Origin of the sequence: Paenibacillus lemnae, assembly GCF_012933385.1 — a bacterium.
In the GTDB taxonomy this organism is placed as follows: Bacteria; Bacillota; Bacilli; order Paenibacillales; family Paenibacillaceae; genus Paenibacillus_AQ; species Paenibacillus_AQ lemnae.
Map to the genome: position 1 here is coordinate 145,346 of NZ_JABBPN010000004.1, position 24,893 is coordinate 170,238.

A 24,893-nucleotide genomic window follows, 5' to 3' on the forward strand; every position below is an offset into this window, starting at 1 on the left:
GAGATGTTTCTCCTGGCAGTCCCAGCATGAATCAGTATAAGTATAATTGGAGCTTACTTGCTCTGATAGCGATCATAAGCAGCCTGATGCACCTTGATGGCTTCATCTATGCCCATACCTTTGATCGTCTCTACCATTTTATCAAATTCCGAGATGGGTTTGCTGCCATTAATGATTGCTGTCATGGTTTCATTCAGGTAGGTGTTCACCTGACTCATGATCGAGGTGCTGGCTCTGGCTTCATCTGCACTGAGACGAATTGGAGGCAGCGTAAGCTCCGAACTGGCCTTCATCCACTCTGTGTTAGCAGAACGCTGGCCTTCATTAAACATCAGCGCATCCAGATACCGGCTGTCCTGATTAATTGGACCATCCATAATGGATAGTGCAAACGTGGATAATGCCTGATCATAAGTGAGTCCGTCCGGATTATCAACAATGGCGTCTGTAAACTTGATCGCATCTCCTTCCTTGCTGTAACTCTCTCCTTCAATACCGAAGTTGAACAGATCATGGCCCTCAGGGCTGTAATTAAAATCCATCCACTGTACAATGTATTTCAGTTTATCTTTATCAGCGCTTGAAGTAATCGCTTCTCCATAAGAGAGTACTTTCTGTTCCATATTGAACGTTGCGTAAGCTGTACCATTATCCGAAACCGGCCATGGCACACCTGTCACATTAAAATCAGGGTCATCTTTCATCAGGTTAAAATATTTACCCATCCCGCTGAATACACCGCCATTATAAGAACCAGCCAGATGATTGGTTATCTTATAATCAAAGGCTTTTCCATCATTGGTCATAATCTCCGGATCAATCAGTCCTTCACTATACCATTTAGCCATCGTCTCAAGGAAATCCTTGTAACCGGGTTCGATCGGACCGAACGCTACCTTGTTGTCTTTCATTTGGAATCCGCCGACCACACCGAAAGCAGGAGCAAAGTCATGCAGCTTCGTCAGATTACCTGGACCCCAGTTGCCGGTGAACGGCAGTTCATCCGCTTTTCCATTACCGTTCGGATCCTTTTCTTTAAACGCCTTTAATACGGTATACCATTCGTCAATATTCGTTGGTGCTTCCAGACCGAGTTTATCCAGCCAGTCCTTACGCATAATGAGACCTGAGGTTGCGTTCAGCTTCAGAGCATCCAGTTTCATCAGCGGGAACATATAAATGGTTCCATCATCGAGAGAAATTTGCTTTTTCACGTCAGGATCTGAATCAATGATTTTTTTCAAGTTAGGCGCATATTGATCGATCAGTTCATTGAGGCGGATAATCCGTCCATCCTCAATCATTTTCTCGGGTCCGCCAATAGCATCTGCCCAGTTGTAGTAAATAATATCCGGCAGCTCATTGGTCGAAACGAGCAGGTTAAACTGGTCTTTTTGCTGGCCAAGCGGCGGGTGTGTAAATTTCGTTTTGATGCCTGTAAGTTCTTCTTTTTTCTTATAAGATGCCATTTCTCCGAAATTATCGAGCGATGCTGTAAGCTTGGCATCATTCGCACGCCAATAATCAATGGTAAAGCTTTCGTCTGTAATCGGCAGAGGAATTTCTGTCAATGCTTCCTGTACTTCCCCATCATTCGTGCCCGGGTTGTTGTTGTTTTCAGATTCTTGGTTTTTACCTCCGCCAGTGCAGCCCGCTAAAAGGCTGCCAACGAGCAGTCCAGACAACAAGAGTGACCCCCATTTTTTCTTCATTAAACTGCCTCCTCTTTCATTAGTTCTTTATTGTTTCACAGCACCGATGAGAGCGCCTTGAACAAAATATTTTTGGATAAACGGATATACGAGCATAATCGGAAGTGTAGAGATAATAATCGTTGCATACTTGATGTTCTCCCCGATGGCATAGCCGGTATCCACACCTGCACCCATGGATTCTGTACTGCTTCCAATAAGAATATCCCGCAGAATAATCTGGATGGGATAAAGTGACTGATCCCGCAGGTATAACAGAGGTGTCACAAAATCATTCCAGTGATCCACAGCATAGTACAGCAGCATGACCGCCAGGATAGACTTGGATAACGGCAGCACGATACGAAATAGTATGGTGAAATCTGTGGCGCCATCCATCTTTGCCGATTCGATCATTTCCATCGGCAGAGCTTCAAAACTGGTTTTCATGATCAAGAAATAAAATGTATTTATCGCCGTAGGCACGATCATCGCCCATGGAGTGTTAACCAGACCCAGGTTATTCACAAGCAGAAAAGTCGGAATCATTCCGCCGCCGAAGAACATCGTGAACGTGATGAGCTTCATCAGAAATTTTCTGCCCAGCAGATCTTTTCGGGATAAGGTATAGGCGGCCAGCGATGTCATTAATAGATTCAAAGCCGTTCCTGCCACAACGTAGAACAAGGTATTCATATAACCGGTGTAAATCTTGGGATTCTGAAAGACATATTGATAGGCCTTCAGCTGAAACCCTTCAGGAAGCAGCATAAAGGATTGGGAACGGATTAACCGGTCCGGATCACTTACGGAAGAGTTCAGGATATACAGCATAGGATATAAAGAAACTGCAATGACAAAGATTAGAAAAATGATATTTACTGCATCAAACACACGTTCACCGGTAGAACGCTTCATAAACTTTCCCTCCCTCTACCAGAGACTTGTTTGGTTGACCTTTTTACTAAGTGCATTAGCTAGAAGCAGCAGCGAAAAGTTAATAATTCCATTGAACAAACCGATCGCTGTGGAGTACGTATAGTTGCCTTCGAGAATCCCTGTACGATAAATAAATGTTGAGATCACATCTGAAGTTTCGTAAGTAGGCGCCGTCTGCATAAGAAGGATCTTCTGAAAATCTGCATTCATAATCGCACCCATCCTCAAAATAAACATGATTACAATTGTAGGCATAATGCCCGGGAGCGTGATATGCAAAAGCTGCTTCCATCTGCCTGCCCCGTCTATTTTGGCTGCCTCGTACAGCTGTGGATCCACCCCGCTGAGCGCGGCTAGAAATATAATGGAAGACCATCCCGCCCCCTGCCAAATATTAGAGAGGATGTACATCGGCCGGAACATATCCTTTTCAGCCAGAAACATGATGGGCTGCAGGTCGAACAAACCGCGCACTACGTTAAACAATCCGCCGTCCAGAGATGAAAACGTCTTGAGCATACCGACGACGACAACAACCGAGATAAAGTGAGGCAGGTAGCTGACAGTCTGTACGGTTCGTTTGAACCACTTTTTCCTGACCTCATGAAGAAGAAGTGCAAGGATAATAGGAGCTGGAAAACCAAGCAGAATACTGTACAAGCTAAGAATGAGCGTGTTGCTGATCAGTCTTTCGAAATAATAGCTGTTAAAAAACATTTTAAAGTTGTCCAGTCCAACCCACTCTCCCGACAAGATGCCTTTAATCGGACTGTATGTTTTTTGGAATGCCATAAGCAGTCCATACATTGGTCCGTAGGCGAAAATCAGGTAGTAGAGTACGACCGGGATCAGCATGATATAGACATATTTGTTGCGAATCAGTTCTTTTTTCAAAAAACTCATCTTTCCCTGCTGAATCTCGGGCCGTTGAACCAACTGTCGTTGAGGTTGTGCCATTCATATCCCCCTTGCCAATGATTAAGCTTCTCTTGCAGCTAATCTTCACTTTAAAGCGTTTTCATAAAAATTCCCATGCTCATAACCGTTCTGTTTGTGCACAAAACCGACTTGTTCGCGAATATAAAAAAAGATGATTCCTGTGTAAACCAGGAATCATCTTTTATGGCGGCCGCTGCAGCGCTGCAGATGAAATCATTCATATCTTTTAAAAATACTGCTGCTTGTACTCGGATGGAGATAAGCCTGTATGCTTTTTAAATACCTTGCTAAAATAAGGCGAATTGCCTCCAAATCCGGCCATTTCAGCCAGATGGCTAATTCTGATCTCATTGTCCTGTTCTAATAGTTCCAGGGCCCTTTCCATTCTGAGCCTCATCACATAATTCGTGAATTTCTCCCCGATTTCTCGTTTGAAAACCTTACTCACATAATCAGGATTCATGTAAATTTCATTGGATACCATCTGCAGGGTCAGCTGCTCGTCATGCAGTCGCTGATGAACAATTTGTACGACGCTTTGGACAAGCTGGGAATGCTGGCTGCGTGTTCTCTCAAATCTTTCGAGTGCAATGTCTCTTGATATTGACATGACAAGCTCCTGGACCGATTGAAACGTACTGGACTCGATAACGGTCGTTAACCTGCCTAGATATTCTGCTATACGGTCGGAGCTGCCGAGGCGAATGATGCCCATGAACAGCTGAATGATATAGGATTTGGTCTCCGCGGAGTCCATACGAAGTTCGGACAACCGCTGGAAAACTTGTGTCAACTCACGTTCTGCATCGTCCCAATGTCCTGCTTTGATCACCATGATCAGCTTTTCTTCATCATAGCTGAAATCTTCCTGCCGCCCCTGGTCCAACGAGTTGGAAATATCTCTTCTAGTAATCAGACTCCCTTTACCGAGGTAAAATTGATGACTCAAGCAGTCAATCGTTTGTTTATAGAGCCTGCGGACTTGCGCCAGCTCGCCGGAATCACTTAGCGCAGCCGTCAGATCCAGATTATAATATTTCGTGAAAATAGAACGAATGCTTTGAATTCGTTCAAACAGCTCCGGTTCCGTGAGTGTATCTTCAATAAGTATCAGGACATGCTTGCTCACCGTTGAGCTCAACATCGGATTACGAAATACATCCTCCGTAATATTTTTCACGGCAAATAGATGTTCATATTCATGCTCACCGTCAATTTGAAATAGAAGCACACGGACCTGCTGGCTTTGGAATTGAAATCCGAATAATTCACCAAAATAGTGCCATTCTTCTGTGCCATAGGTCTTGTTCGTCAAAAATTCTTTGAGAAACTGCTCTTTTGCGTAGGGTTTAATCCTTTCCAGCCCATATCGAACAGATTGAACGAAGGCCTCTTTATCATCCTCTATCATTCTGGATTCGACTAACTCACCAATCGCCTCGCTAAGACTCTCTTCACTGCAGGGCTTCAGAAGATAGTGCTTTACGCCATACTGCATAGCCGTCTTGGCATACTCAAATTCGGAATACCCTGTCAATAAAATAAACATAATATCCGGATGAATGGCATGAACCGTCCGCACCAGCTCAAGACCGTCCATTCCAGGCATACGAATATCTGTAATGATGATATCTGGAGGGTTCTGCCTAACGATATTCATCGCCTGCTGTCCATTTTGGGCGGTTCCAATCAGTTCGGTATTCAGAACTTCCCATTCAATAACCGAAGAAATGCCGTCCAAGATCATAAATTCATCATCTACTAAGAGTACTTTATACATGGTTGTCTCCTAGATTGGATTTGGTAGTGTCCGTTAACATTCTGTGGATCCCGATTATTTCACCGTGACCTTTACTTTCTGCGTCGTCACCAGCTTGCCGCTGGAATCATACGCCTGTATGGAGAGCTCAATCTTCTTGCCTTTGTAGGGCCTAAAGTCAACTTCCGCCTTCCAAGGCGGTGCAGAGGTTGTGGCAACCGTTAGGCCGCCAATCTTATAGGTGACCTTGGATAACGTAGGTGCCCAGGTTTTTACATAAGCAGACACCTTTAGTTTGCCTGCGTTAATGGTGCTGTTGTTGATCTGCTTATAGGACACGGAAGCTTTTTCACCGATCGAGCTTAAGTAAAATGGATTCGCGACGGCATCTTTATATGCTTGGAGCAGCCTGCTGTTCGCAGAGAGCATATAATATTTGATTCGTTCTGTCGCATTGCCATTGCTGTCGAACCAAAAGACACCTTTCACTTTCGGGTAAACCATCGGCAGGGAAGCGTAAAATTCCTGCATCTTGTACACGGCCCATGAGGTTTTATCCTGACGCTTCTCCGGGTACATGTAAGACACGCCGCCCTCAGAGATGAACACCGGCTTGCGATCTCCATAAAGCTTGTAGATATAATCGAATTTATCCAGATGGCTCGACCGGTCTTCGCCCTGCTTCAGCGGATCAAGCGACGGGTCGAAAATCGAATACAGGCTTACACCGACCCAATCCACATAGGCATCGCCCGGATAATATGACTCTATTGTATACGTAGGATTAGCACCTGGTGCCCAGACCATAGCCACATTGTCCTTAGCCTCTTCCCGGAACACCTTGGCGACCAGACGGAATTTCTCGATATATTTCTTCGGGTCACCGTTCCACTTCACCCAGCCGCCATTCATTTCATTGGCAAAACGCAGAAAAACCGGAACCTCTGTATCACCGATCATACGCGCAAAATTTCGCAGGTAGGCATCATCCTTCACCTGCTCCAGTCCATGAATGGGCTGCACACCAATCTGCAGTGCCGTACCGCTAGCCTCCGCACGCTCCAGGTGTTTGGCCAGCAGAACCGGATCACTGCCGTAGTTGAAATACAGCAGATAGGCAGCGTGCTTCTTTCCAGTCATAACAGGGAACTGTTTGGTGAAATATTTGCCCTGCTTCGGATCATTCACCTTTTTGTCCATCTCCGCGTACGCGCCGATCAATGCGCCATTAGCCGGAACAAATTTTGTTCCTTTATAGGTCGTTCCCTGTCCTGCCTGCTGCTCTACATACAGCTTTGCCGTGCTGCGCAGCATATTGGCTTTGCGTTTAGCTGCAATGCTGATCTGAGTCTGGTTTGCCTTGCCCGAATAGTCCGCCTCCAGATCCCAGTTCACGACCGCGTTGTCATACTGCTTCAATCCCTTATAACAGTCGCCGATCCGGCGGTACATTTGAGCGGCATTCCCGTATTCCTTATCCTTTACAAATACCGGTGCAATCTGTTTATACTTGGCAATTGCTTCCTTGTATTTGCCGCGGGCCTCCAGCTTCTGTGCATCTTTGTAAACGGTCCAGACACTTGCCGCCTGAACTTCCTCTGACTGGAAGGGCGCTGCGACAAGCATCAATATTGCCATGATCAGTACCATTTTAAGCAGTCCTGCTGCCGATCTTCTTGATCGTAAATCCCGTTTTCTTGCCCCCATGATTACTTCCCCGTCTCCCCCTGCATCACGATAAATAAATGATGAAATATGTTGAATAATGTTACGACAAAAACAGAATTATTATACCAGCATATTCCATGACAGGGAATGACAAAGTTCAAATCAAAACCATACACTTCACCCGTAACGATAAAACCGGTTTCTCTTTCTCGCACCACATTTGACAAATTTGGATAAAAAATAATTAGACATATCACATCAATTCAAAACTTAATATGGATCCTATAAATTCATATTTGTACACTTTACCTGAACTGCCGGATGAAATAGGGCGGAGTCTCCCTTTGCTTACCAACTCTCGGCAGTACTTGATGACCGTTTGCTTATGAAGATTCAAATCGACTGCCGCTTCCACAGGTCTTACGATTCGATTATGACATGCTGCATAACGTATCAACAATTGTTCAATTTTGCCGAACGATTGTAGTAGAGGCTTGCCAGATATTAAATATGGTGCCAGCATATTACGTAGAATCGATTGAATAAACGAAGGATTTTCTTTCATCTCATCAAGTGAAATGGATATGACGTGGCATTGCTGAGACTGGAGAAACAATGCTCGATTTAGATCCATCCGATATTTTGTTCGGTCTTTGCCGTGCGATCCAAAATCCATAATCTCGAATGCAAAGCGAAGCGCTCCCATAATCCACATGAAATCCACAAAATATGACCGTCCACGCCAATCCAACACCTCGTACTCTGGATGCAAATCACGAAAATGCCCCATCAGTGGCCACCAGACCTTTTCTGCAAACAGTTGGTTCCCATAACCATGCCCCCGCTTCAATGCATCTTTACGCTCTCCCGTACGACGACTGGAATGCCAGTGGATCCAGTTAGCATGTTCAGTTTCAAAACTCATCATCTTCGCCTCCTTTTGAATATAAAAAAGCCCGATCCTTCCTGCTCAGGCAGAAATGATCGGGGCGTGCTTCGCCACATCGTTTATTTGTATGATTTATCATACAATATTTTAACTAATTATAGTAATCGAAGTTAATTGTACGATTTGTCGTACAATTAACTTCGATTTACCTTTGAAACCTCTAATTTTGTACGATGATTCGTACAAAAACGGACGAATTCACTAAATGATGACTTGTTTTGTATGATGAATCGTACAAAACACAATAATACATTGACACGGAGTGCGTTCAATAAGAAAAAGCGCTCACCATCCCTGCAACATATAAAAAAACAGCCTAATATAGGCTGAAAGTTCAATAACATGTATGGAGCCTAGGGGGATCGAACCCCTGACCTCATCGCTGCCAGCGATGCGCTCTCCCAGCTGAGCTAAGGCCCCGAATTTTTATAATTATGGGATTTCGAACTAAGTAACATTGTTGCTGTAGCATAACGACTCGCAGCATTCAGTTCACAGCATCCATTACATTGAGCTAATTAGCCCGTTCAAAACAGTACTCTAATAATGTATCATGTCATCTTTAAGTTTGCAACTACTTTTTTTCAAAAATTATTTCTTCAAGCCCCCTTCATTTCGTATTTCCTGAAAAAAGGGTAAAATAGACGGTATGGGCATAATTGAGTATGCCAAAGCCATCCACATCAAGGAGGATCATTACATGAGCGCTGATTATAAAGCATATTTTGCCGAACACCGTGAGCAACATCTGAACGAATTGAAGGAGTGGTTGTCCATTCCGAGCATCTCCGCTATATCTGAACATAAAGAAGATGTCGCAAAAGCCGCAGATTGGCTTGCAGAGAAATTGAACGCCGCAGGCCTGGAGCATGTGGAGATTCATCAGACAGCGGGTCATCCGATCATCACTGCGGATTATCTACATGCCGGGGGCAAGCCGACCGTATTGATTTACGGCCATTATGACGTGCAGCCTGTGGACCCGCTTCATCTATGGCAGACGCCGCCGTTTGAGCCAGAAATTCGTGACGGCAAGCTGTACGCGCGCGGAGCAACGGACGATAAAGGGCAGCTGTTCCTTCATGTAAAAGCCGTTGAAGCTATTCTGAAGCAGGAGAAATCACTGCCCGTCAACGTGAAATTCTGCATCGAAGGGGAAGAAGAGGTATCCAGCCCGAACCTGCCGCTCTATCTGGAGCAGCATAAAGACAAGCTGGCGGCTGATGCTATCCTCATCTCCGACACCTCCCTGCTCGCTCCGGGCAAGCCAGCGATTTCGACAGGACTCCGCGGACTCTGCTCGCTTGAGCTGACGCTGGAAACGGCGAACACAGACCTTCACTCCGGTACATATGGCGGCGGTGTGCCGAATGCACTCCATGCTATCGTTGAACTCCTGTCTTCCCTTCATGACAAGCAAGGACGGGTAAGTGTTGAGGGCTTCTATGACGGTGTACAGGAACTGTCACCGGAAATGCGGGAAGAATTTGCGAAGCAGCAGTTTGATGAAGAGCAGCTGAAGGATTCGCTCGGACTCGATTCTCTGTACGGCGAAGAAGGCTTCTCGTTTGTGGAACGCGTCGGCGCTCGTCCGACACTGGAACTGAACGGCGTATACGGCGGTTTTCAGGGTGAAGGCAGCAAGACGGTAATTCCAAAAGAAGCGCATGCCAAGATTACCTGCCGTCTGGTCGCAGACCAGGATCCGCAGGCCGTGCTGAATGCGATCGAGAAGCATCTGAAGGCACACACGCCACCCGGTGCGAAGCTTACATTCAAGCCCAAGGAGAAAGCTTTCGCCTTCAACGTGGACCCTTCCCATCCGCTGCTGCAGAAAGCTGCAGATGCCTTCAAAGAAGTTTATGGCACCCGGGCACTGTTCACCAAAGACGGCGGCTCCATTCCGATCGTCGAGAAGCTGTCCAGCACGCTGAACGCACCTGCAGTCATGATGGGCTTTGGTCTGCCGGATGAAAATCTGCATGCACCGAATGAGCATTTCAACTTGGAGAACTTTGATTTGGGGCTGCTCACTATTGTGGAATACCTGAAGCTGGTCTAAACCATTTGGAGGTACAACGTTGAGTCAGGCCTTTAACAGGTGTCTTGGGTGGGCGGATCTTAGGCAAGGTCTTTAACAAGACACCTGGCACCTTAGCCAAGGATCTGCAACCGATCAGAGTCACCATCACGCCGCATGCAGCACAAAACAAGCTCTTTTCCCTCCTATGGGGGAAAAGAGCTTGTTTGCTGTTTATTTCATGACTTCCCAGAATGCCGAAAAACTCGCCTCATCCAACTGTAACAACACCGGTACCATGCCGTAATTCACGTAACCGCCATTTTTGAACAGCCGCAGCTGAACGGTCGTGCCATCTTCCAAAGTAATATAAACAAACCTTTGAACATCACCTTCAGCCAAATAGATATCCTGATCAGCCAATGCTTCCTCAGCCACCGGCTTTGCAGTGTACAAGGCATCCAGGAAGCTTGCGACAGCACTTTCATCTGCCTCCAGCGTCTGCTTGTTGCCTTCGCCCATATTCCAGCTATCATACGACTCCCACTGAACCGATGCCACATTCCCCTGCATGTGCAGCGGGCCAATCAGGTCTTCACCGCTTGCAACTGTAATCCCGTTTAAATGCTCATACAATTCCGCAAAAACCTGACCGTCGATCTCAGTATAAGACATGATCCGGAATCCGGGATCGTACCCGTTCACGGCATAAATGTCCGCCTCTCCAATGGTAGAAGCAAGCTCTGTATAATCCTCTTCCTTGCTCCATTCCGTGATACCTGCCCTCGTGCGTCCAAGCTTATCACCCAGCAGTTCCTTCGCGGTTTCAGGACTCAGTGTTGTGCGCGACTGTGTATAGATTTGCCCCTGATAAACAACAAGTCCGATCATTTTTGCCTGAACACCACTGTCTTCCTTGGGCAGCTCGATCGCCGGAATCGTTACAGCTTCATTACTCCCGGAGGGCTCCACATTTTGCTGCTCCGTCCCTGACGGACTGACCTGAACCGGCTCTGCCAGGTTAACAGGCTGTTGTCCGCCCAAGCTGTTCATCAGCACCACGACCAGCCCGAGTGCGAACGCCCCACCAAGTGCCACCGTTACGATAGGCATTCTGTTTCTGTTACCTTTCTTTATAAGACCTGCCCCTGTATTACTGTTACTTTGTCCCATAACGCTCTTCACCATCCGTTCTTCAAATGTAGAATCTGGTTCCACTCTATCCATCAGCTGCTTGTATTCTTTATGTGTCATGCTTCCATCACCCCTTCAAGGTCCATCTTCAGCAGCTTTCTTCCTCGTGCCAGCCGCATTTTAACCGCCGATTGACTGATCTGCACAATATCCGCAATCTGTCTGACGGAATAGCCTTCATAATAAAATAAATGGATGACCGTCTTGTACTTAAAGGGAAGCCCCAGCACATGTTCCATCAAGGACCGTTCCTCAGGATGGTAAAAATAGTCCTCTAGAGCGTCCATGATCACCACACGGCTCTTCCACAGACTGCGGCGCATATTTTTACAATGGTTGATCAATACCCGAATCAGCCAGGCCTTGACATGCTCCTGATCTTGAAATCCCTGCTCCTGCTTCATTAGTTTGATGAACGTTTCTTGTATCGCTTCTTCGGCATCTTCTTTGCTGCCAAGATGAATCATAGCGATTTTAAACAGCATTTTCCCGTAATTCTGTACTGCCTGGGTAATATCTTCGCCCGGCCGGAGCGATCGACTTTGCATCCTGCACTGACCTCCTTTACCTTAAACACAATGTTGGACGCGTTTTGGTCACAAAAAGTTATATCTTTCCACAAAAAAAATCCTCCACACAGGAGGACTCTTCAAATCATTTAGGACTGACTGCCAGGCATTTGATCTTTGGACAGCAGGCTCTTCAGTTCTTTCATAAACATATTAATATCTTTGAACTGGCGGTACACGGAAGCAAAACGGACATAAGCGACTTCATCCACAGCATACAGCTGTTCCATTAGAAGCTCACCGATTTCGTTGCTCTCCACTTCGGCCGCAGCCGTGTTTCGCAGTGACTTCTCCACTTCAGAAACCATCAAATCCAGCTGATCTGCCGAGACAGGCCTTTTCTCACAAGCTCGGATCAAGCCGCGGAGAACCTTCTCCCTGCTGAACTCTTCCCGGCTGCCATCCTTCTTAATAACCATAAGCGGCGTCTCTTCCACCATTTCAAAGGTTGTAAAACGGCGGCTGCACTGCTCACACTCCCGGCGCCTGCGGATGGATTTATTCTCATTCGCAGGCCGTGAATCCAGCACTTTCGTTCCTGCAAAACCGCAGTAAGGACATTTCATATGCTGATCACTTCCTTTCGATTTAACTTTTCCATAAAATGCATGTCCGTTAAAGTTATGAAGATTGTAATTTCGAGACATAATACTTTTACCAACTCAAGGAGGTGAACATCAATGGGACAAGGTAACAGAAACAGCAGCAACAACCTGGTAGTGCCACGTGCTACAGGTGCTCTTGAGCAAATGAAATACGAGGTTGCTCAAGAACTGGGCATCAGCATTCCACAAGACGGATACCAAGGTAACATGACTTCTTACGAGAACGGTTCGATCGGGGGATACATTACCAAGCGTTTGGTAACCCTGGCTGAGCAGCAATTGGCTGGTCAATTTTCCGGTCAATAATTGATTCTTTATCTCATAAAGAGTGTTAGACAGGCTTGTGAAAGCCTGTCCAGCACTCTTTTTTGCTGTCATGAAATCCAAATATCAAAAATGATCGTACACATCATTGTACTGATTGTAATAATAGATCACCCGCTGCACATAGTGCCGGGTTTCACCTATAGGAATGTTTCTTACATCTTCATAACTCCCGTCCCAAAGCCCTTTTTTAATCCAGCTTCTTACATTTCCCGGACCCGCATTGTACGCGGCAATGGCGGCAATCGGATTCCCGTCCATCTCTTCATGCAGCTTCTTGATATACCAGGTCCCAAGCTGAATATTGGCACTTGCTTCATGCTTGACATCATCCAGCGTAACCGCAGGCAGCTTCGCCATTTCCATCGCCCAGTTTGCGGTATCCGGCATCAGCTGCATGATTCCAAGTGCACCTCTTTTGGATTCCTTGCCTGGCTTGTAGTTCGTCTCTACTCGAATGATGGAAGCCACCAGAAAAGGGTCCACTTCATAATAAGATGCATGCTCCCGGATTTGATCTTTATAATAGATCGGATAAAGCCAGGTCATCCAGTGGCTGCTGAGAAACAAAACCGCAATGAATGATAACAGGACCGGCAGCAGCACTCTTTTTTTCTTGAGCCAGATCATCGTCCGCTCATCCTGTTCCACAGCTTGTCCACTTGAGATTGTGAATCGTCCAGACTGCCGCTGTTATCAATGACAACATCCGCAAGTTTCTTCTTCTCCTCAATGTCCATTTGACTGTTAACCCGGGATTCTGCTTGTTCCAGACTCAGCCCGTCACGCTTCATCAGCCTGTCCAGTTGTAGTGTCCTAGGTACATACACAAGTACGGTCTGATCATACAGTGCTTGAAGATTGGACTCGAACAATAACGGGATATCCACAACGATGAGCCGGTCCGGACTCTTCTGTTCGTGTTCTTCGATTTGTCTTTTGATTTCTCCTCGAATGGCCGGGTGTGTGATTCCATTTAACACAAGCCGTTCCTGCGGCTCATTAAATACAATCTCCCCCAGCCGCTTGCGGTCCAGATGCCCGTCAGGCAGAAGAATTCCGGATCCGAAATGAGCCGCCACTTCTGCCAGAACCGGATGTCCCGGGAGCATGACCTCCCGGGCGATCACATCGGCATCCACCAGCAGCGCGCCCTTTCGGAGAAACATGGAGGACACGGTGCTTTTGCCGGTTGCAATTCCTCCGGTTAAACCGATATTCATGAATTCACCTCATAACAACTTCATTATTCCCATCCCTATTAACAACAACGCCGGCATGAGAGAAATAAACCGGATGCCTCGAGCGGAGGCAGCCTTAAATCCCGTCTTCATACCAAGAATCAGAAACATACCGCAAAAGAACGCCGAGATACCGGATGTCAGCCAAGGAGAAAGCCCCATCATTGCTGCACCCAGTCCGGCACCAAAGGCATCCAGAGAGAGGGCTATGCCCAGCAGCATCGCCTCCCAGGCCGAGATGCTTCCTGAACGATCCAAATCTGCTCGTGAAGGACTCTTCAATATCTGGATCACCAGTCCCAGCTTGCGGATTTCGAGTGTAAACACCCTTTCATTCTTGGCGATGTGTAACTCGCTCTTTTCTTCCTGCACATCCTCATCTGGTTCAATATCCTCTGTGCCTCTGCCGATCAGCCCCTGAATCAAGGACCACCCTCCTAAAAGAATAAGGATAAGTGCTCCCAGAAAAGAAGCGGAATCCGGGGATAAAACCCCTTCTAACAGAGAACCGGCCTGCATGGAAATACACAGTACCAGACCGGAGCACATTGAAATGATCAAAACAGACAGCAGTGGAATTCTGGTTTTACGTATGCCATATGTAATGCCGGCCCCGAATCCGTCCAAACTCAAAGCCAGGGCCAGCACTACAGGTGTTAAAACAAGACCGAGCACCCATATACCTCCTCCGGCCCGACTGTCAGACGATACATTTCGAACATAGCGAGAATGTATCCTGCTCGGGCTGATTTCCCCATAATATATGGGCTCAGGAGGAGATGGGTGCACGCCTATTTTACAGCTTTTGATTTCACAGGGCTCGGCTGACAGGAAGGACAGAAATGTGTACCTCGTCCACCAACCACAGTCTTCACGATGGGATTCCCGCATTGATCACACGGCTCGTCCTTCCGGCCGTAAATCCGAAGACTGTGCTGGAAGCTTCCAGCTTTACCTTGGCCGTTCACATATGATTTGATGGATGAGCCTCCGGCCTCCACCGCTTCACTCAGTGTAGCCACGATCGCATGATACAATGACGACTGTTCGTCAGATGTAAGTGAATTCGCTGTTCTTTCAGGGTGTATTCCTGCTCTGAACAGCGCCTCATCCACATAAATATTGCCGATTCCCACGACATATGCCTGATTGAGCAGAACCACCTTGATTTTAGTTTTTTTGGTCAGAAGCATTTCCTGAAAAGTACCCAGTGTAAAGGTGTTATCCAGCGGTTCATAACCAAGCCGGCTCAGCGGAGGATTCTTGAATTCTTCACCTGGTGCAAACAGATGCATGGTTCCAAACTGGCGTACATCTTTATAGCGCAGCTCTGTTCCATCATCAAAGTGAAAAATAACATGAGTGTGGAGCTCCACTGGATCGTGATTCTCATACAGCCCATACCTTCCTTCCATCCGCAGATGGGAGACCAGTACGAGTCCGTCCATGACAATCCTCAAAAACTTTCCGCGGCGCTCAACTCGTTCTACAGTGTGACCCTTCAGCATAAAGGCAAATGCCTCAATATCATCCGGCCGCTGAATAATTCGCGGCAGCTTCACGGTGACATGATCTATATGTTTACCTTGAATCAGTTCATTCAAAGTTCGTTTAACAGTTTCTACTTCCGGCAGTTCCGGCATGATGTCTTCACCTCATCCCTATTATAACGGATGCAGGAGCAAAAGCACGACTACCGATTATCGGCAGTTTACTTTGCCTCATACCAGTTCTCGCCGTAGCTGACCTCTGATTTCAGAGGCACAGCCAGTTTCAGCGCCTGACTCATCACCTCAGGCACGAGTTTTTTCATCAGCTCCAGCTCTTCCGGCGGCACTTCAAACACCAGTTCATCATGCACCTGAAGCAGCATCCGGCTCTTAAGCTTGTTATCAGCTAGTGCCGCATCCATTTTGACCATAGCCAGCTTGATAATATCGGCCGCTGTACCCTGAATTGGTGTATTCATGGCCGTACGTTCAGCGAAAGAACGGATATTGAAGTTTCGCGCATTAATTTCCGGAAGGTAGCGTCTTCGCTCTAAGAGTGTTTTTACATAACCGTCTCCTCTCGCCTGCTTGACGATCTCATCCATATACCGCCGAACACCTTGATAGACCTCAAAATATTGATCAATAAATTTGGCCGCTTCCTTACGCGGAATATTCAGATTTTGAGACAGTCCGTAATCGCTGATGCCATACACAATGCCAAAGTTAACAGCCTTCGCAGACCGCCGCATATTGCCGTCAACCTCTTCAGGACTAACGCCAAAAACATCCATCGCTGTTTTGGTATGAATATCCATATCCTGTACAAAAGCTTCCTTCAGGCGGTCATCGTCTGAAATATGCGCCAGAACCCGAAGCTCAATCTGGGAATAATCCGCAGCGAGAATAGACCAGCCTGGCTCTGAAGGAACAAACACCTTACGAAGCTTGCGGCCTTCCTCCAGACGAATCGGAATGTTCTGCAGGTTCGGATACTGGCTGCTGAGACGTCCTGTGGCGGCAATTGTCTGGCGGTAAAATGTATGCACCTTTCCCGTCACATCCGATATTTCTTTCAGAAGTCCTTCTACATAGGTAGACTGCAGTTTCGCAATCGTACGGTATTGAAGAATCAGACGGACAATATCATGATAGGGAGCCAGCTTTTCCAGTACCTCGGCGTCTGTTGAAAAACCTGTTTTAGTCTTCTTGACAGCCGGGAGCTCCAGCTTGACAAAGAGAATTTCTCCCAGCTGTTTCGGGGAATTAAGATTGAATTCCGTACCGGCAATTTCATAAATTTCAGCTGCAAGCTTCGCAATCTGTCCCTCAAATTCTCGTCCGAGCTCTTTCAGTTCATCTGCATTGACAGCGATGCCCTGCTTCTCCATGTCTGCTAAAATCCGGGACAGCGGCATTTCAAGCTCATGAAACAGCGGCAGCATGCCGTTATCGCTCAGTTCTTTTTCCTGCAGAGGCACAATCTGAGCGACAGCAGCGCATTTGCGCGCCAGATGGCGGCTCAGTGTATCTTGATCCGGTACCTTCCATTTCGCTCCCTTGCCGAACACACCCTCGTCCGAAGCCAGGTAAGACATGCTGTATTTCGCCGCTAGGCTGCTCAGCGTCTGATTGGCTTCTGTCGGATCCAGCAAATACCCGGCCAAATGAACATCAAATTGAGCGCCTGCAAAAGCAATATTTTTCGAGTGCAGCGCCAAATCGATCCGGTGCAGATCATATCCGCGTTTGGGTACAGCACTGTCCCCGAGCCAGTCACGAAGCGGCTGCGCTGCCTCGGTTTTTATGAAGTCATAGGCAATAAAATACTGCTGCTCCGCCGATGCCAGCACGATGCCCACGACATCTGCATGATGCGGATTATCGCCATGAGTCTCAACATGCAGCACCTTAATTTCGTCCAGCTTGGACAGTACTTCGGTCAAATTGGATTCATCCACGATGGAAACCTGTACTTCCGCCTCTGGCTGGGAAGCAGCCTCAGCAGATAAGGTACCTCCGTCATCCAGCTTCAGCCGCTCCAGGAGCGATTTGAACTCCAGCTTTGCAAGCGCAGGTCCTGCGGTTTCCGGATGGAGTCCGTCGAACTTCATATCCTCCCAGGTCTGCTCCAGAGGAACTTCACGGAATATGGTCGCCAGCTTCTTGCTGAGCACCGCAGAATCGGCATGCTCCTGGACTCTCTCCTTCATCTTGCCCTTAAGCTCATCGGAACGCTCCAGCACCTGCTCTACCGAGCCAAACTCATGCAGCAGCTTCAGGGCTGTCTTCTCGCCGACACCCGGAATGCCCGGAATGTTATCTGACGTATCCCCCATCAAACCTTTTAAGTCAATGATCTGTTCAGGCGTGAGGTTGTACCGTTCCTGAATTTCTGCAGGGCCAAAGGGTTCAATATCTGTCACGCCTTTACGGACCATCGCGATCGTGACATGCTCGGATGCCAGCTGCAGCATGTCCTTATCCCCGGATACCACCATGACCTGACGCTTCTCCTGATCTGCCAGACGAGTCAGGGTTCCGATAATATCATCGGCTTCATATCCCGCAATCTCAAACTGGGGAACGCCCAGTCCTTGGAGCAGTTCTTTGAGCAGCGGGAATTGTCCCGATAGCTCGGGCGGAGTCTTCTCACGTTTGCCTTTATACTCCTGATAGTCGGCATGCCGGAACGTTTCCTTACCCGCATCAAATGCGACCATTATATGTGTTGGCTTATGCTCGTCAATGAGCCTCAGCAGCATTGTTGTAAATCCGTAGACGGCATTGGTTTGCTGGCCGCTGGCATTACTAAGCGGCGGCATGGCAAAAAACGCCCTGTAAATAATATTGTTTCCATCAATGACAATCAACTTGTCCAACAATGGCACCTGCCCCTCTTTGTCGTTTCCTTCCCACATGATACCATAGGTTCCCCTCAAATCGAAAAAAGAAAGCAGTCACGCCAGGAAGTACCCTGACTGACTGCTTATGATTATTGATTCAGATCCGGCCGGCTGCCAGTCACGAGATATACGGTGCTCTCCCCGATATTCGTAGCATGGTCTGCAATCCGCTCAATATAACGGCCTACCATGACGAGCAGCATCGCTTGATTTGCGCCTTCCGGTGCGGTGCTTATATATTTGAACAAGTCCTGCAGGATCACACTGTACAGATGGTCTACCTGATCATCATCCCCTGCCATTTTGTAAGCGAGGTCTGTATTTTCCTTTAAATAGGATTCGATGGATTCGGTCACCATGCCCCGGACAATCTCTGTCATTCTTGGAATGTCCACCAGCGGCTTGATCAATGTTTCTCCTTCAAGGCGAATGGTTACTTTAGCGACATCCCGGGCGAGATCTCCCATCCGCTCCAGATCACTGGCAATTCGGAAAGCAACCAGAATTCGGCGTAAATCCTTGGCGACCGGCTGCTGTGTAACGATCAGTCTGGAGCCGATCTCCATGATCTGCTCCTCCATTGCATTTAAGCGTGCATCCTGCTCTACCACCCTGCGTGCTTTATCTGCATCCATATTCTGCAGGGACGAAACGGCCAGATCGAGAGCCTCTACCATGTGTGAACCCATATTTTTAAGCAGGTTCTTTAGTTCTTCAAGCTGCTGGTCAAAACCAGTTCTCCGGATCATTGTGTATCCTCCCAATCACTTTTTGTAAAACACGGCTTACCCGAAACGTCCGGAAATATAATCTTCCGTACGCGAATCTGCCGGTGTCGAGAACAATACCTCTGTCTGCTCTGATTCCACAACCTCACCGTTCAGAAAGAATACCGTCTGGTCAGAGACCCGGGCAGCCTGGTGCATGTTATGTGTAACCATTACGATGGTATATTCGTTCTTCAAATCCTGTACCAGTTCTTCAATCTTCAATGTTGAGATAGGGTCAAGAGCAGAAGTGGCTTCATCCATGAGCAGAATATCAGGCTGTACTGCAAGCGCACGGGCAATACAGAGACGCTGCTGCTGTCCGCCCGACAGACTGAGCGCAGAGCGCTTCAGGAAATCTTTTACCTCTTCCCATAGTGCAGACTGCTTCAGGCTCCGCTCAACAATGCCATCCAGTTCCTCCTTGCTGCGAATGCCATGAAGACGAGGACCGTAGGCTACATTATCGTAGATGGATTTAGGGAACGGGTTCGGCTGCTGAAATACCATACCGACCTGCTTTCGCAGCTCTTCTACGTATATGTCTTCCCTGTAAACATCTTTTCCGCTGATTTTGACGCTGCCTTCGATCCGGACTCCGTTTACCATATCATTCATCCGGTTCAAGGTACGCAGAAGGGTGGATTTCCCGCAGCCGGAAGGGCCGATGAAAGCTGTAACTGCCTTTTCGGGAATGCTGAGATTTACTTTTTTCAAGGCATGAAATGTATCGTAATAAAGGTCCAGCTGGTCGATTTCAATAATGGATGCCATAAATTATCCGTGTCTCCTTCGGTTTGATTCAGAAGAATTGCTTTATCCATGTTTTCCGTCAGACACCCATTATATAAATCATTTGTCATTACAAAGTAAGAGAAGTGTTAACGCAGTGTAAAACTTTAAGTCTCAGGTAGGTATATCTGCTTTCGCGGCACGCTGGATCGAGGATAATTCATTCTGAATGCGGTGAATGACAGCTGTAGCCTTTTCTGTAAGCTCGTAAACTTCGCTTCCCGCCTCCCGTACCTCAACACTGGCCCGCTCCATCTGAACAAAGGAGCTGCTGCCGGCCGAGATCAAGGTCTCACAGTTGTTGATCTCCTGCAGGCTGGAGACGGCGGCTTTGGCGGTATCCGTCACCAGATGTGAGATTTGAGCCAGCATGCTGGCAATACGGCCTGAAAGTTCACGTGTCTGCCTGGCCATCGACTGCACCTCACCAGCTACGACCTGAAAGCCACGGCCATGCTCACCCGCATGTGCTGCTTCAATCGATGCATTTAATGCCAAAAGACTGCTCTGATTCGCAAGCTCGCTGATCTGATCCGTGATCCCGGATATTCCATCCGTATGAGTGAGGAGCTGCCTTGCAAACGCTGCATGCTTTTCCATCTCATTCATCAGGTTCCGGCAAGCGGCTTGGACCTGCTCCAGGTTTTCTCTCCCTGATACCGACCATTTCTGCATATCTTCTGACTTCTCTCTTGTCATGCCAGCCGCATATTTCACTTCACCCAAGGATGTTTCAATGCTCATCGTATGCCGCTTGCTGTCCGTGATCATCTCTTCACGCCTTGATTCGGTCTGCTTCTGAATTTCAGAGGCGTGCTGCAGCAGATCACGGACCGTTAGAACACCCAGAAGCTGATCCTCTCCTATAACCACAATACAATCGTAGAAGTCGGACTCAGGTCTTTCCAGCGCCTGATTCAGGATATGAGACCATGACTGCAAAGCATCTACAATCATCGGATGCTTGTCAGCTGCACCGGCTGCCGGACGCTGATCAAAAATTTCCCGGGCAAACCGTCCGCTCATCAGTCTGTGGAAGCTGTCCCGCATGATTAGGCTTTTCGGTTGTCCATTTTCATGGCATACCACCATGCAAGGCACTTCAGGGTGTTGTTCGAACAAATGCATCACCTGAAGACAGGTTTCACGATCTCCAATGGCAGGCACCTGTCTCCAGGTTTTCAAATTCCCCTGCTGTTTCGATGGTAAATCTTCCAGGGTTTTCTTGGGCTTGGCTAGAAGCAGCGTCATAAAGGGTCCACTCCTTTTATATTGGTTCCTAAGACGCAGTTTATTCAGAAAGTGTTAATGGTATTGTAGTTTTTGATTAACTCTATGTAAAATAGACCAAAAAATGCTACTTTGGTCTTACTACAAGTTTATAACCTACCCCGCGGATGGAATCAATAAATACCGAATCAGGATCAAGCTCCAGCTTTTTGCGGAGAGAGCTGACATGAACGTCCACGGTCCGCTGGCCGCCAATATAATCAAACCCCCATACAACGTTCATCAGATCATCCCGTGTGAGTACGACACCAGGTTTCCGTGCCAGATACAGCAGCACTTCGAACTCTTTGGGCCTTAAGTTAATGTTCTGGCCGCCCAGCCTGACTTCATATTTATCCGGATAAATCTGCAGCTGCCCCAATGTAATCACATTGCCTGATTCTTCTTCACTGCGAATCTCTTCAGACGCATGACCGGATACACGGCGCATGACCGCAGAAACTCTCGCAACCAGTTCCGATACGCCGAAAGGCTTCGTAATGTAATCGTCTGCCCCCATCTTCAGCCCCTGAACGACTTCTTCCTCGGCATTTTTTGCAGTCAAAATAATAATAGGCGTGGAATTCCCCTGCTGACGCAGCTTTTCGAGAATGGAGAATCCATTCATGCCCGGGAGCATCACATCCAGCAGAATCAAATCAAATTCCTCCCTGCTGGCACGCTCATACCCTTCAACCCCATGCTCTTCTACCGTGATATCAAAGCCTTCCTGCTTCAAATTGTATGACAAAAGTCGAGAAAGCGTCGGTTCATCCTCGATGACAAGCAATCGTTGAGCCATCTTTATCCCGTCCTTACGTTTATGGTTTCCTAATCTAGTTCATTGTATCAACGTAATGTTATCCCTATGTTAACGCCGTTATCCTTCTTGCAGCAGCGGCATCTCAATAATAAAAGAACTTCCCATCCCCGGCTCGCTCTCCACCTTGATACTGCCCTGATGCAGCTCAACCAGGTGCTTCACAATGGATAATCCGAGTCCTGTACCGCCAGAAACTCTCGAGCGTGCTTTGTCTACCCGATAGAACCGCTCAAAGATACGCGGCAGATCCTTTTTGGGAATGCCAATCCCCGAATCTTTCACGGTAAACCGTAAGTTATCACCTTCCTGCATCTCCTCTGCTGTAAGCTGCACACGTCCGCCTTCCTGGGAATAACTGACCGCATTGGACAGCAGATTGGTGAATATCTGTCTTAACTTGTCTTCATCTCCCTCGATAAAGAGTTCTTCCGGCACCTCCATTTTCAGCTGAATTCTTTTCTTATCTGCATAAGGTTTCATAAATTCAAACATGGATTCAAAAAATGTAGACAGATGAATCGGCGAATACTCCATAGCACTCCGCTTGGATTCGATCTTGGACAGCTCCAGAATATCGCGGATCAACCGGTTCAACCGTTCCGATTCATCATAAATAATTTGAAGGAACGATCTGGACGTCTTCTCGTCACTAACACCGCCTAATAAGGTTTCAGCAAAGCCCTTCACTGCGGCAAGCGGTGTTTTCAGCTCATGCGACACATTCGCCACAAACTCGCTGCGCATTCGCTCCAGTCTCCGGATATCGGTCACATCCTGCAGATGAAACAGCATCCCCCTATATGATCCATCTTCCTGTGTCATGCTCACACCATCCAGCCGGACCGTGGATTCCACAGGAAAATACAAATTCCGTTCCTCGCGGAAATGCGTTCGATGCTCCAATCCTTCCTGAATCAGCATGGTCAATTCGTAATGCTGCTTCATCTCTCTGTAGTTTTTGCCTGTGAGCTGCTCGGCTCTGATGCCCAGCATACCCTCCGCTGCACGGTTAATCAGCATGACAAGGCCGTCATGACGGATCATCAGAATGCCGCCTGTCATGTTGTTGAGCACACTCTGCAGCAGACTCTCGTTGTCACGGATCGTCTTGAGCTGCAGCTGAAGACTATCCGCCATACCGTTTATAGCATGAGCGAGCTGGCCAATTTCATCCTTCCGCTGAATATCGACCCGGGCATCATAGTCCAATCTTGTAATCTGCCGGGCCACACGAGTAATCTTTTCCAGGGGAGAGGTCAGTCCTGCTGCGATTCGGTAGCTGATCAGAGCGGCAAGCACAAACAGAACCAGCAGTCCTGCACCCATAACCATCCATCCTTGCCGTACCCCCTGGTTCGCCTCAACCAGGCTTTTCGACAAGCGAATATAGCCGTCAAATCCCCCTTCGCTGACAGGACGTGCAACATAGATCATATCCTGTCCCAGTGTTGAGCTGTAGCGGATGGTCCGCCCTGTCCCTTCTTTCTGGGCCTGTACCATTTCTTCTCTGAGCGCATGATTATCCATGCTTTGCGGTTCAGATTCCGAATCTCCCAAAACCGTTCCGTTATTCGATATAAACGTGACACGGGCCTCTACCAATTGCTGCAGCTCTTTGGATTTTTGTGTGTAATACGTGACCGCCTCGGAACCATTATGGGAAGGAAACTCAAGCGTCGCCTGAATCAGATTGATTTCCCTTACCATATTTTCTTCCAGGAGCTGAATATGAGACTGCTTAAATACGTTCGCCATGGCCAGTCCAGCTCCAAGCATGGAGAGTCCAATGAGTGTCATGATGATCAACGTCAAACGGTTACGAAAAGGTTTCATGATTCCCGTCCTTTGCAGATGTAGTCTTTAATCTGTTAATAATGGCGTGTACCACGGTCGCAGCCGGCTGCTGAAACATGATGGACAGCAAGACCGGAACAGAGACTGAGGGAGGAAAATAAGCGGTCGCGAGCACCATGCCGAGCGAAATGTTTCGCATGCCGGAAGCATATGTCAGTGTGATGCTCAGTTCCTTTGTACGTCTAGGATCAAGAAAGGACCCGACATAGCCAAGCCCGTAGCATAGAATAATGAGCAGGATGACTGCCGGCACAACGATGCCGAGATCCTGCTTGATACTCTGTGCCTGCGGTGCTATGACCGCTGCATTGAGCATAACGACCAGCATAAACGCGAGCTTGGATACAGGCTGGGCTGCTGGTGCCGACCAGGCTTTGGCCCTGCCTTTGGACACCTCATACAATAAGACGCCAATCGCGGTCGGGAACACCACCATGGTAAACAGATCGATAATTAGACTTCTCATTTCCCATTCCATGCCGGACGTTCCTGAAAACAGGTTCATTAATAACGGAACAATAATCGGGCTGAGCATGGTATCCAGAACGACAACGGACAATATAAAAGGTACGCTGCCTCCTGAGCTGCCTACCCACAGCACAGAGGACACTCCCAGCGGAATGATGGCGAACAGAATCAGACCAGTTGTGTACGCTGATTCAGGTCCAAATATGACCGCTCCCGTCCCATACGCAAGCAGGGGGGCCGCCGCATGAGCTAGAAGCAGTGTCAGCACAACTGGTAATGGACGTTTCAGCACGGCCTTCAGGTGACCTATACCACAGCCCATTGCCATGACTAATGTGATGTATCCGAACATATAAGGAATGAGATAGGCGTATGAAGATATCATCTCTGATAGAAACCATCCTGCGACCAACGATCCCGGAATCAGGATAAACGTGTATTTTTCAAACCAGGCAGCAAAAGACAATCCAAAAGATTTCACAACGTTCCTCCTAAAAACCGGCACTGTATTTTGGTTTCATCATAAACCTCTGTCCTGCGGTGCGCAACCAGGTCATTTCAATACATAAATTGAAATTATAAATTCCAACAGGTCCACTTCGATTGAGAACCATCTTCCGATCGCT

The 24,893-nt window shown here is 47.6% G+C and carries 22 protein-coding genes and 1 tRNA gene; 2 read left to right on the plus strand and 21 right to left on the minus strand.

Features of this window, described 5'->3' with window-relative positions; all coding sequences use genetic code 11:
* Window positions 1-53: 53 nt before the first annotated feature.
* The 7 genes from HII30_RS06650 to HII30_RS06680 form a co-directional block, all read right to left on the minus strand.
* Complete coding sequence (locus HII30_RS06650) at window positions 54-1,712, minus strand: type 2 periplasmic-binding domain-containing protein (RefSeq protein WP_169504242.1); 1,659 nt, start codon at window positions 1,710-1,712, stop codon at window positions 54-56.
* Window positions 1,713-1,739: 27 nt separating this feature from the next.
* Window positions 1,740-2,609: a carbohydrate ABC transporter permease gene (locus HII30_RS06655; protein ID WP_169504243.1), complete on the minus strand. Its 870-nt coding sequence runs from the start codon at window positions 2,607-2,609 to the stop codon at window positions 1,740-1,742.
* A 15-nt stretch (window positions 2,610-2,624) separates the two neighbouring features.
* Window positions 2,625-3,587, minus strand: a complete 963-nt coding sequence (locus tag HII30_RS06660; protein ID WP_169504244.1) for an ABC transporter permease — start codon at window positions 3,585-3,587, stop codon at window positions 2,625-2,627.
* 208 nt (window positions 3,588-3,795) lie between these two features.
* Complete coding sequence (locus HII30_RS06665; RefSeq protein ID WP_169504245.1) at window positions 3,796-5,349, minus strand: response regulator; 1,554 nt, start codon at window positions 5,347-5,349, stop codon at window positions 3,796-3,798.
* Between the two features lie 54 nt (window positions 5,350-5,403).
* Window positions 5,404-7,035, minus strand: coding sequence for a glycosyl hydrolase (locus tag HII30_RS06670; protein WP_246246163.1), 1,632 nt, complete (start codon window positions 7,033-7,035; stop codon window positions 5,404-5,406).
* Between the two features lie 214 nt (window positions 7,036-7,249).
* On the minus strand, window positions 7,250-7,921 hold the full coding sequence (locus tag HII30_RS06675; protein ID WP_169504246.1) for a hypothetical protein: 672 nt from the start codon (window positions 7,919-7,921) through the stop codon (window positions 7,250-7,252).
* A gap of 371 nt (window positions 7,922-8,292) precedes the next feature.
* A tRNA-Ala gene (locus HII30_RS06680) sits at window positions 8,293-8,365 on the minus strand.
* 280 nt (window positions 8,366-8,645) lie between these two features.
* Here HII30_RS06680 and HII30_RS06685 point away from each other — a divergent pair.
* On the plus strand, window positions 8,646-10,007 hold the full coding sequence (locus HII30_RS06685; protein ID WP_169504247.1) for a dipeptidase: 1,362 nt from the start codon (window positions 8,646-8,648) through the stop codon (window positions 10,005-10,007).
* 192 nt (window positions 10,008-10,199) lie between these two features.
* Here the strand turns inward: HII30_RS06685 and HII30_RS06690 are convergent, their stop codons facing one another.
* From HII30_RS06690 to nrdR, 3 genes are all read right to left on the minus strand, one after another.
* Entirely contained in the window at window positions 10,200-11,219 is a 1,020-nt protein-coding gene (locus HII30_RS06690; RefSeq protein WP_169504248.1) for a hypothetical protein, read from the minus strand.
* A complete protein-coding gene (locus HII30_RS06695) occupies window positions 11,216-11,707 on the minus strand; it encodes an RNA polymerase sigma factor (RefSeq protein WP_169504249.1) in 492 nt (163 codons plus the stop codon). The genes HII30_RS06690 and HII30_RS06695 overlap by 4 nt, the downstream gene beginning before the upstream one ends.
* 110 nt (window positions 11,708-11,817) lie before the next feature.
* The gene (gene nrdR / locus HII30_RS06700) at window positions 11,818-12,294 is read right to left on the minus strand and encodes a transcriptional regulator NrdR (protein WP_169504250.1); all 477 of its coding nucleotides are present in this window, start codon (window positions 12,292-12,294) and stop codon (window positions 11,818-11,820) included.
* A 114-nt stretch (window positions 12,295-12,408) separates the two neighbouring features.
* On the opposite strand from nrdR, the gene HII30_RS06705 reads away from it, so the two are divergent.
* Window positions 12,409-12,639 carry an alpha/beta-type small acid-soluble spore protein gene (locus tag HII30_RS06705; RefSeq protein WP_169504251.1) on the plus strand — a complete coding sequence of 77 codons (231 nt, stop codon included), beginning with the start codon at window positions 12,409-12,411 and terminating at the stop codon, window positions 12,637-12,639.
* Between the two features lie 84 nt (window positions 12,640-12,723).
* Here the strand turns inward: HII30_RS06705 and HII30_RS06710 are convergent, their stop codons facing one another.
* The 11 genes from HII30_RS06710 to HII30_RS06760 all read right to left on the minus strand — a co-directional run bounded on the left by HII30_RS06710 (window position 12,724) and on the right by HII30_RS06760 (window position 24,748).
* Window positions 12,724-13,287: a lytic transglycosylase domain-containing protein gene (locus tag HII30_RS06710; RefSeq protein WP_169504359.1), complete on the minus strand. Its 564-nt coding sequence runs from the start codon at window positions 13,285-13,287 to the stop codon at window positions 12,724-12,726.
* On the minus strand, window positions 13,284-13,880 hold the full coding sequence (gene coaE / locus HII30_RS06715; RefSeq protein ID WP_169504252.1) for a dephospho-CoA kinase: 597 nt from the start codon (window positions 13,878-13,880) through the stop codon (window positions 13,284-13,286). Before coaE ends, HII30_RS06710 begins: the two co-directional genes overlap by 4 nt.
* A gap of 9 nt (window positions 13,881-13,889) precedes the next feature.
* The gene (gene ytaF, locus HII30_RS06720) at window positions 13,890-14,573 is read right to left on the minus strand and encodes a sporulation membrane protein YtaF (protein WP_343045071.1); all 684 of its coding nucleotides are present in this window, start codon (window positions 14,571-14,573) and stop codon (window positions 13,890-13,892) included.
* Window positions 14,574-14,689: 116 nt separating this feature from the next.
* Complete coding sequence (mutM, locus tag HII30_RS06725; protein ID WP_169504254.1) at window positions 14,690-15,541, minus strand: DNA-formamidopyrimidine glycosylase; 852 nt, start codon at window positions 15,539-15,541, stop codon at window positions 14,690-14,692.
* A 68-nt stretch (window positions 15,542-15,609) separates the two neighbouring features.
* Complete coding sequence (gene polA, locus HII30_RS06730) at window positions 15,610-18,270, minus strand: DNA polymerase I (RefSeq protein WP_169504360.1); 2,661 nt, start codon at window positions 18,268-18,270, stop codon at window positions 15,610-15,612.
* A 113-nt stretch (window positions 18,271-18,383) separates the two neighbouring features.
* The gene (gene phoU / locus HII30_RS06735) at window positions 18,384-19,043 is read right to left on the minus strand and encodes a phosphate signaling complex protein PhoU (RefSeq protein ID WP_169504255.1); all 660 of its coding nucleotides are present in this window, start codon (window positions 19,041-19,043) and stop codon (window positions 18,384-18,386) included.
* Window positions 19,044-19,079: 36 nt separating this feature from the next.
* Complete coding sequence (gene pstB / locus HII30_RS06740; protein ID WP_169504256.1) at window positions 19,080-19,835, minus strand: phosphate ABC transporter ATP-binding protein PstB; 756 nt, start codon at window positions 19,833-19,835, stop codon at window positions 19,080-19,082.
* A gap of 132 nt (window positions 19,836-19,967) precedes the next feature.
* Window positions 19,968-21,104 carry a methyl-accepting chemotaxis protein gene (locus HII30_RS06745; RefSeq protein ID WP_169504257.1) on the minus strand — a complete coding sequence of 379 codons (1,137 nt, stop codon included), beginning with the start codon at window positions 21,102-21,104 and terminating at the stop codon, window positions 19,968-19,970.
* Window positions 21,105-21,210: 106 nt separating this feature from the next.
* Window positions 21,211-21,924: a response regulator transcription factor gene (locus HII30_RS06750; RefSeq protein ID WP_169504258.1), complete on the minus strand. Its 714-nt coding sequence runs from the start codon at window positions 21,922-21,924 to the stop codon at window positions 21,211-21,213.
* Between the two features lie 78 nt (window positions 21,925-22,002).
* A complete protein-coding gene (gene pnpS, locus HII30_RS06755; RefSeq protein ID WP_169504259.1) occupies window positions 22,003-23,778 on the minus strand; it encodes a two-component system histidine kinase PnpS in 1,776 nt (591 codons plus the stop codon).
* Window positions 23,762-24,748, minus strand: coding sequence for a bile acid:sodium symporter (locus HII30_RS06760; protein WP_169504260.1), 987 nt, complete (start codon window positions 24,746-24,748; stop codon window positions 23,762-23,764). The genes pnpS and HII30_RS06760 overlap by 17 nt, the downstream gene beginning before the upstream one ends.
* Between the last annotated feature and the right edge of the window lie 145 nt (window positions 24,749-24,893).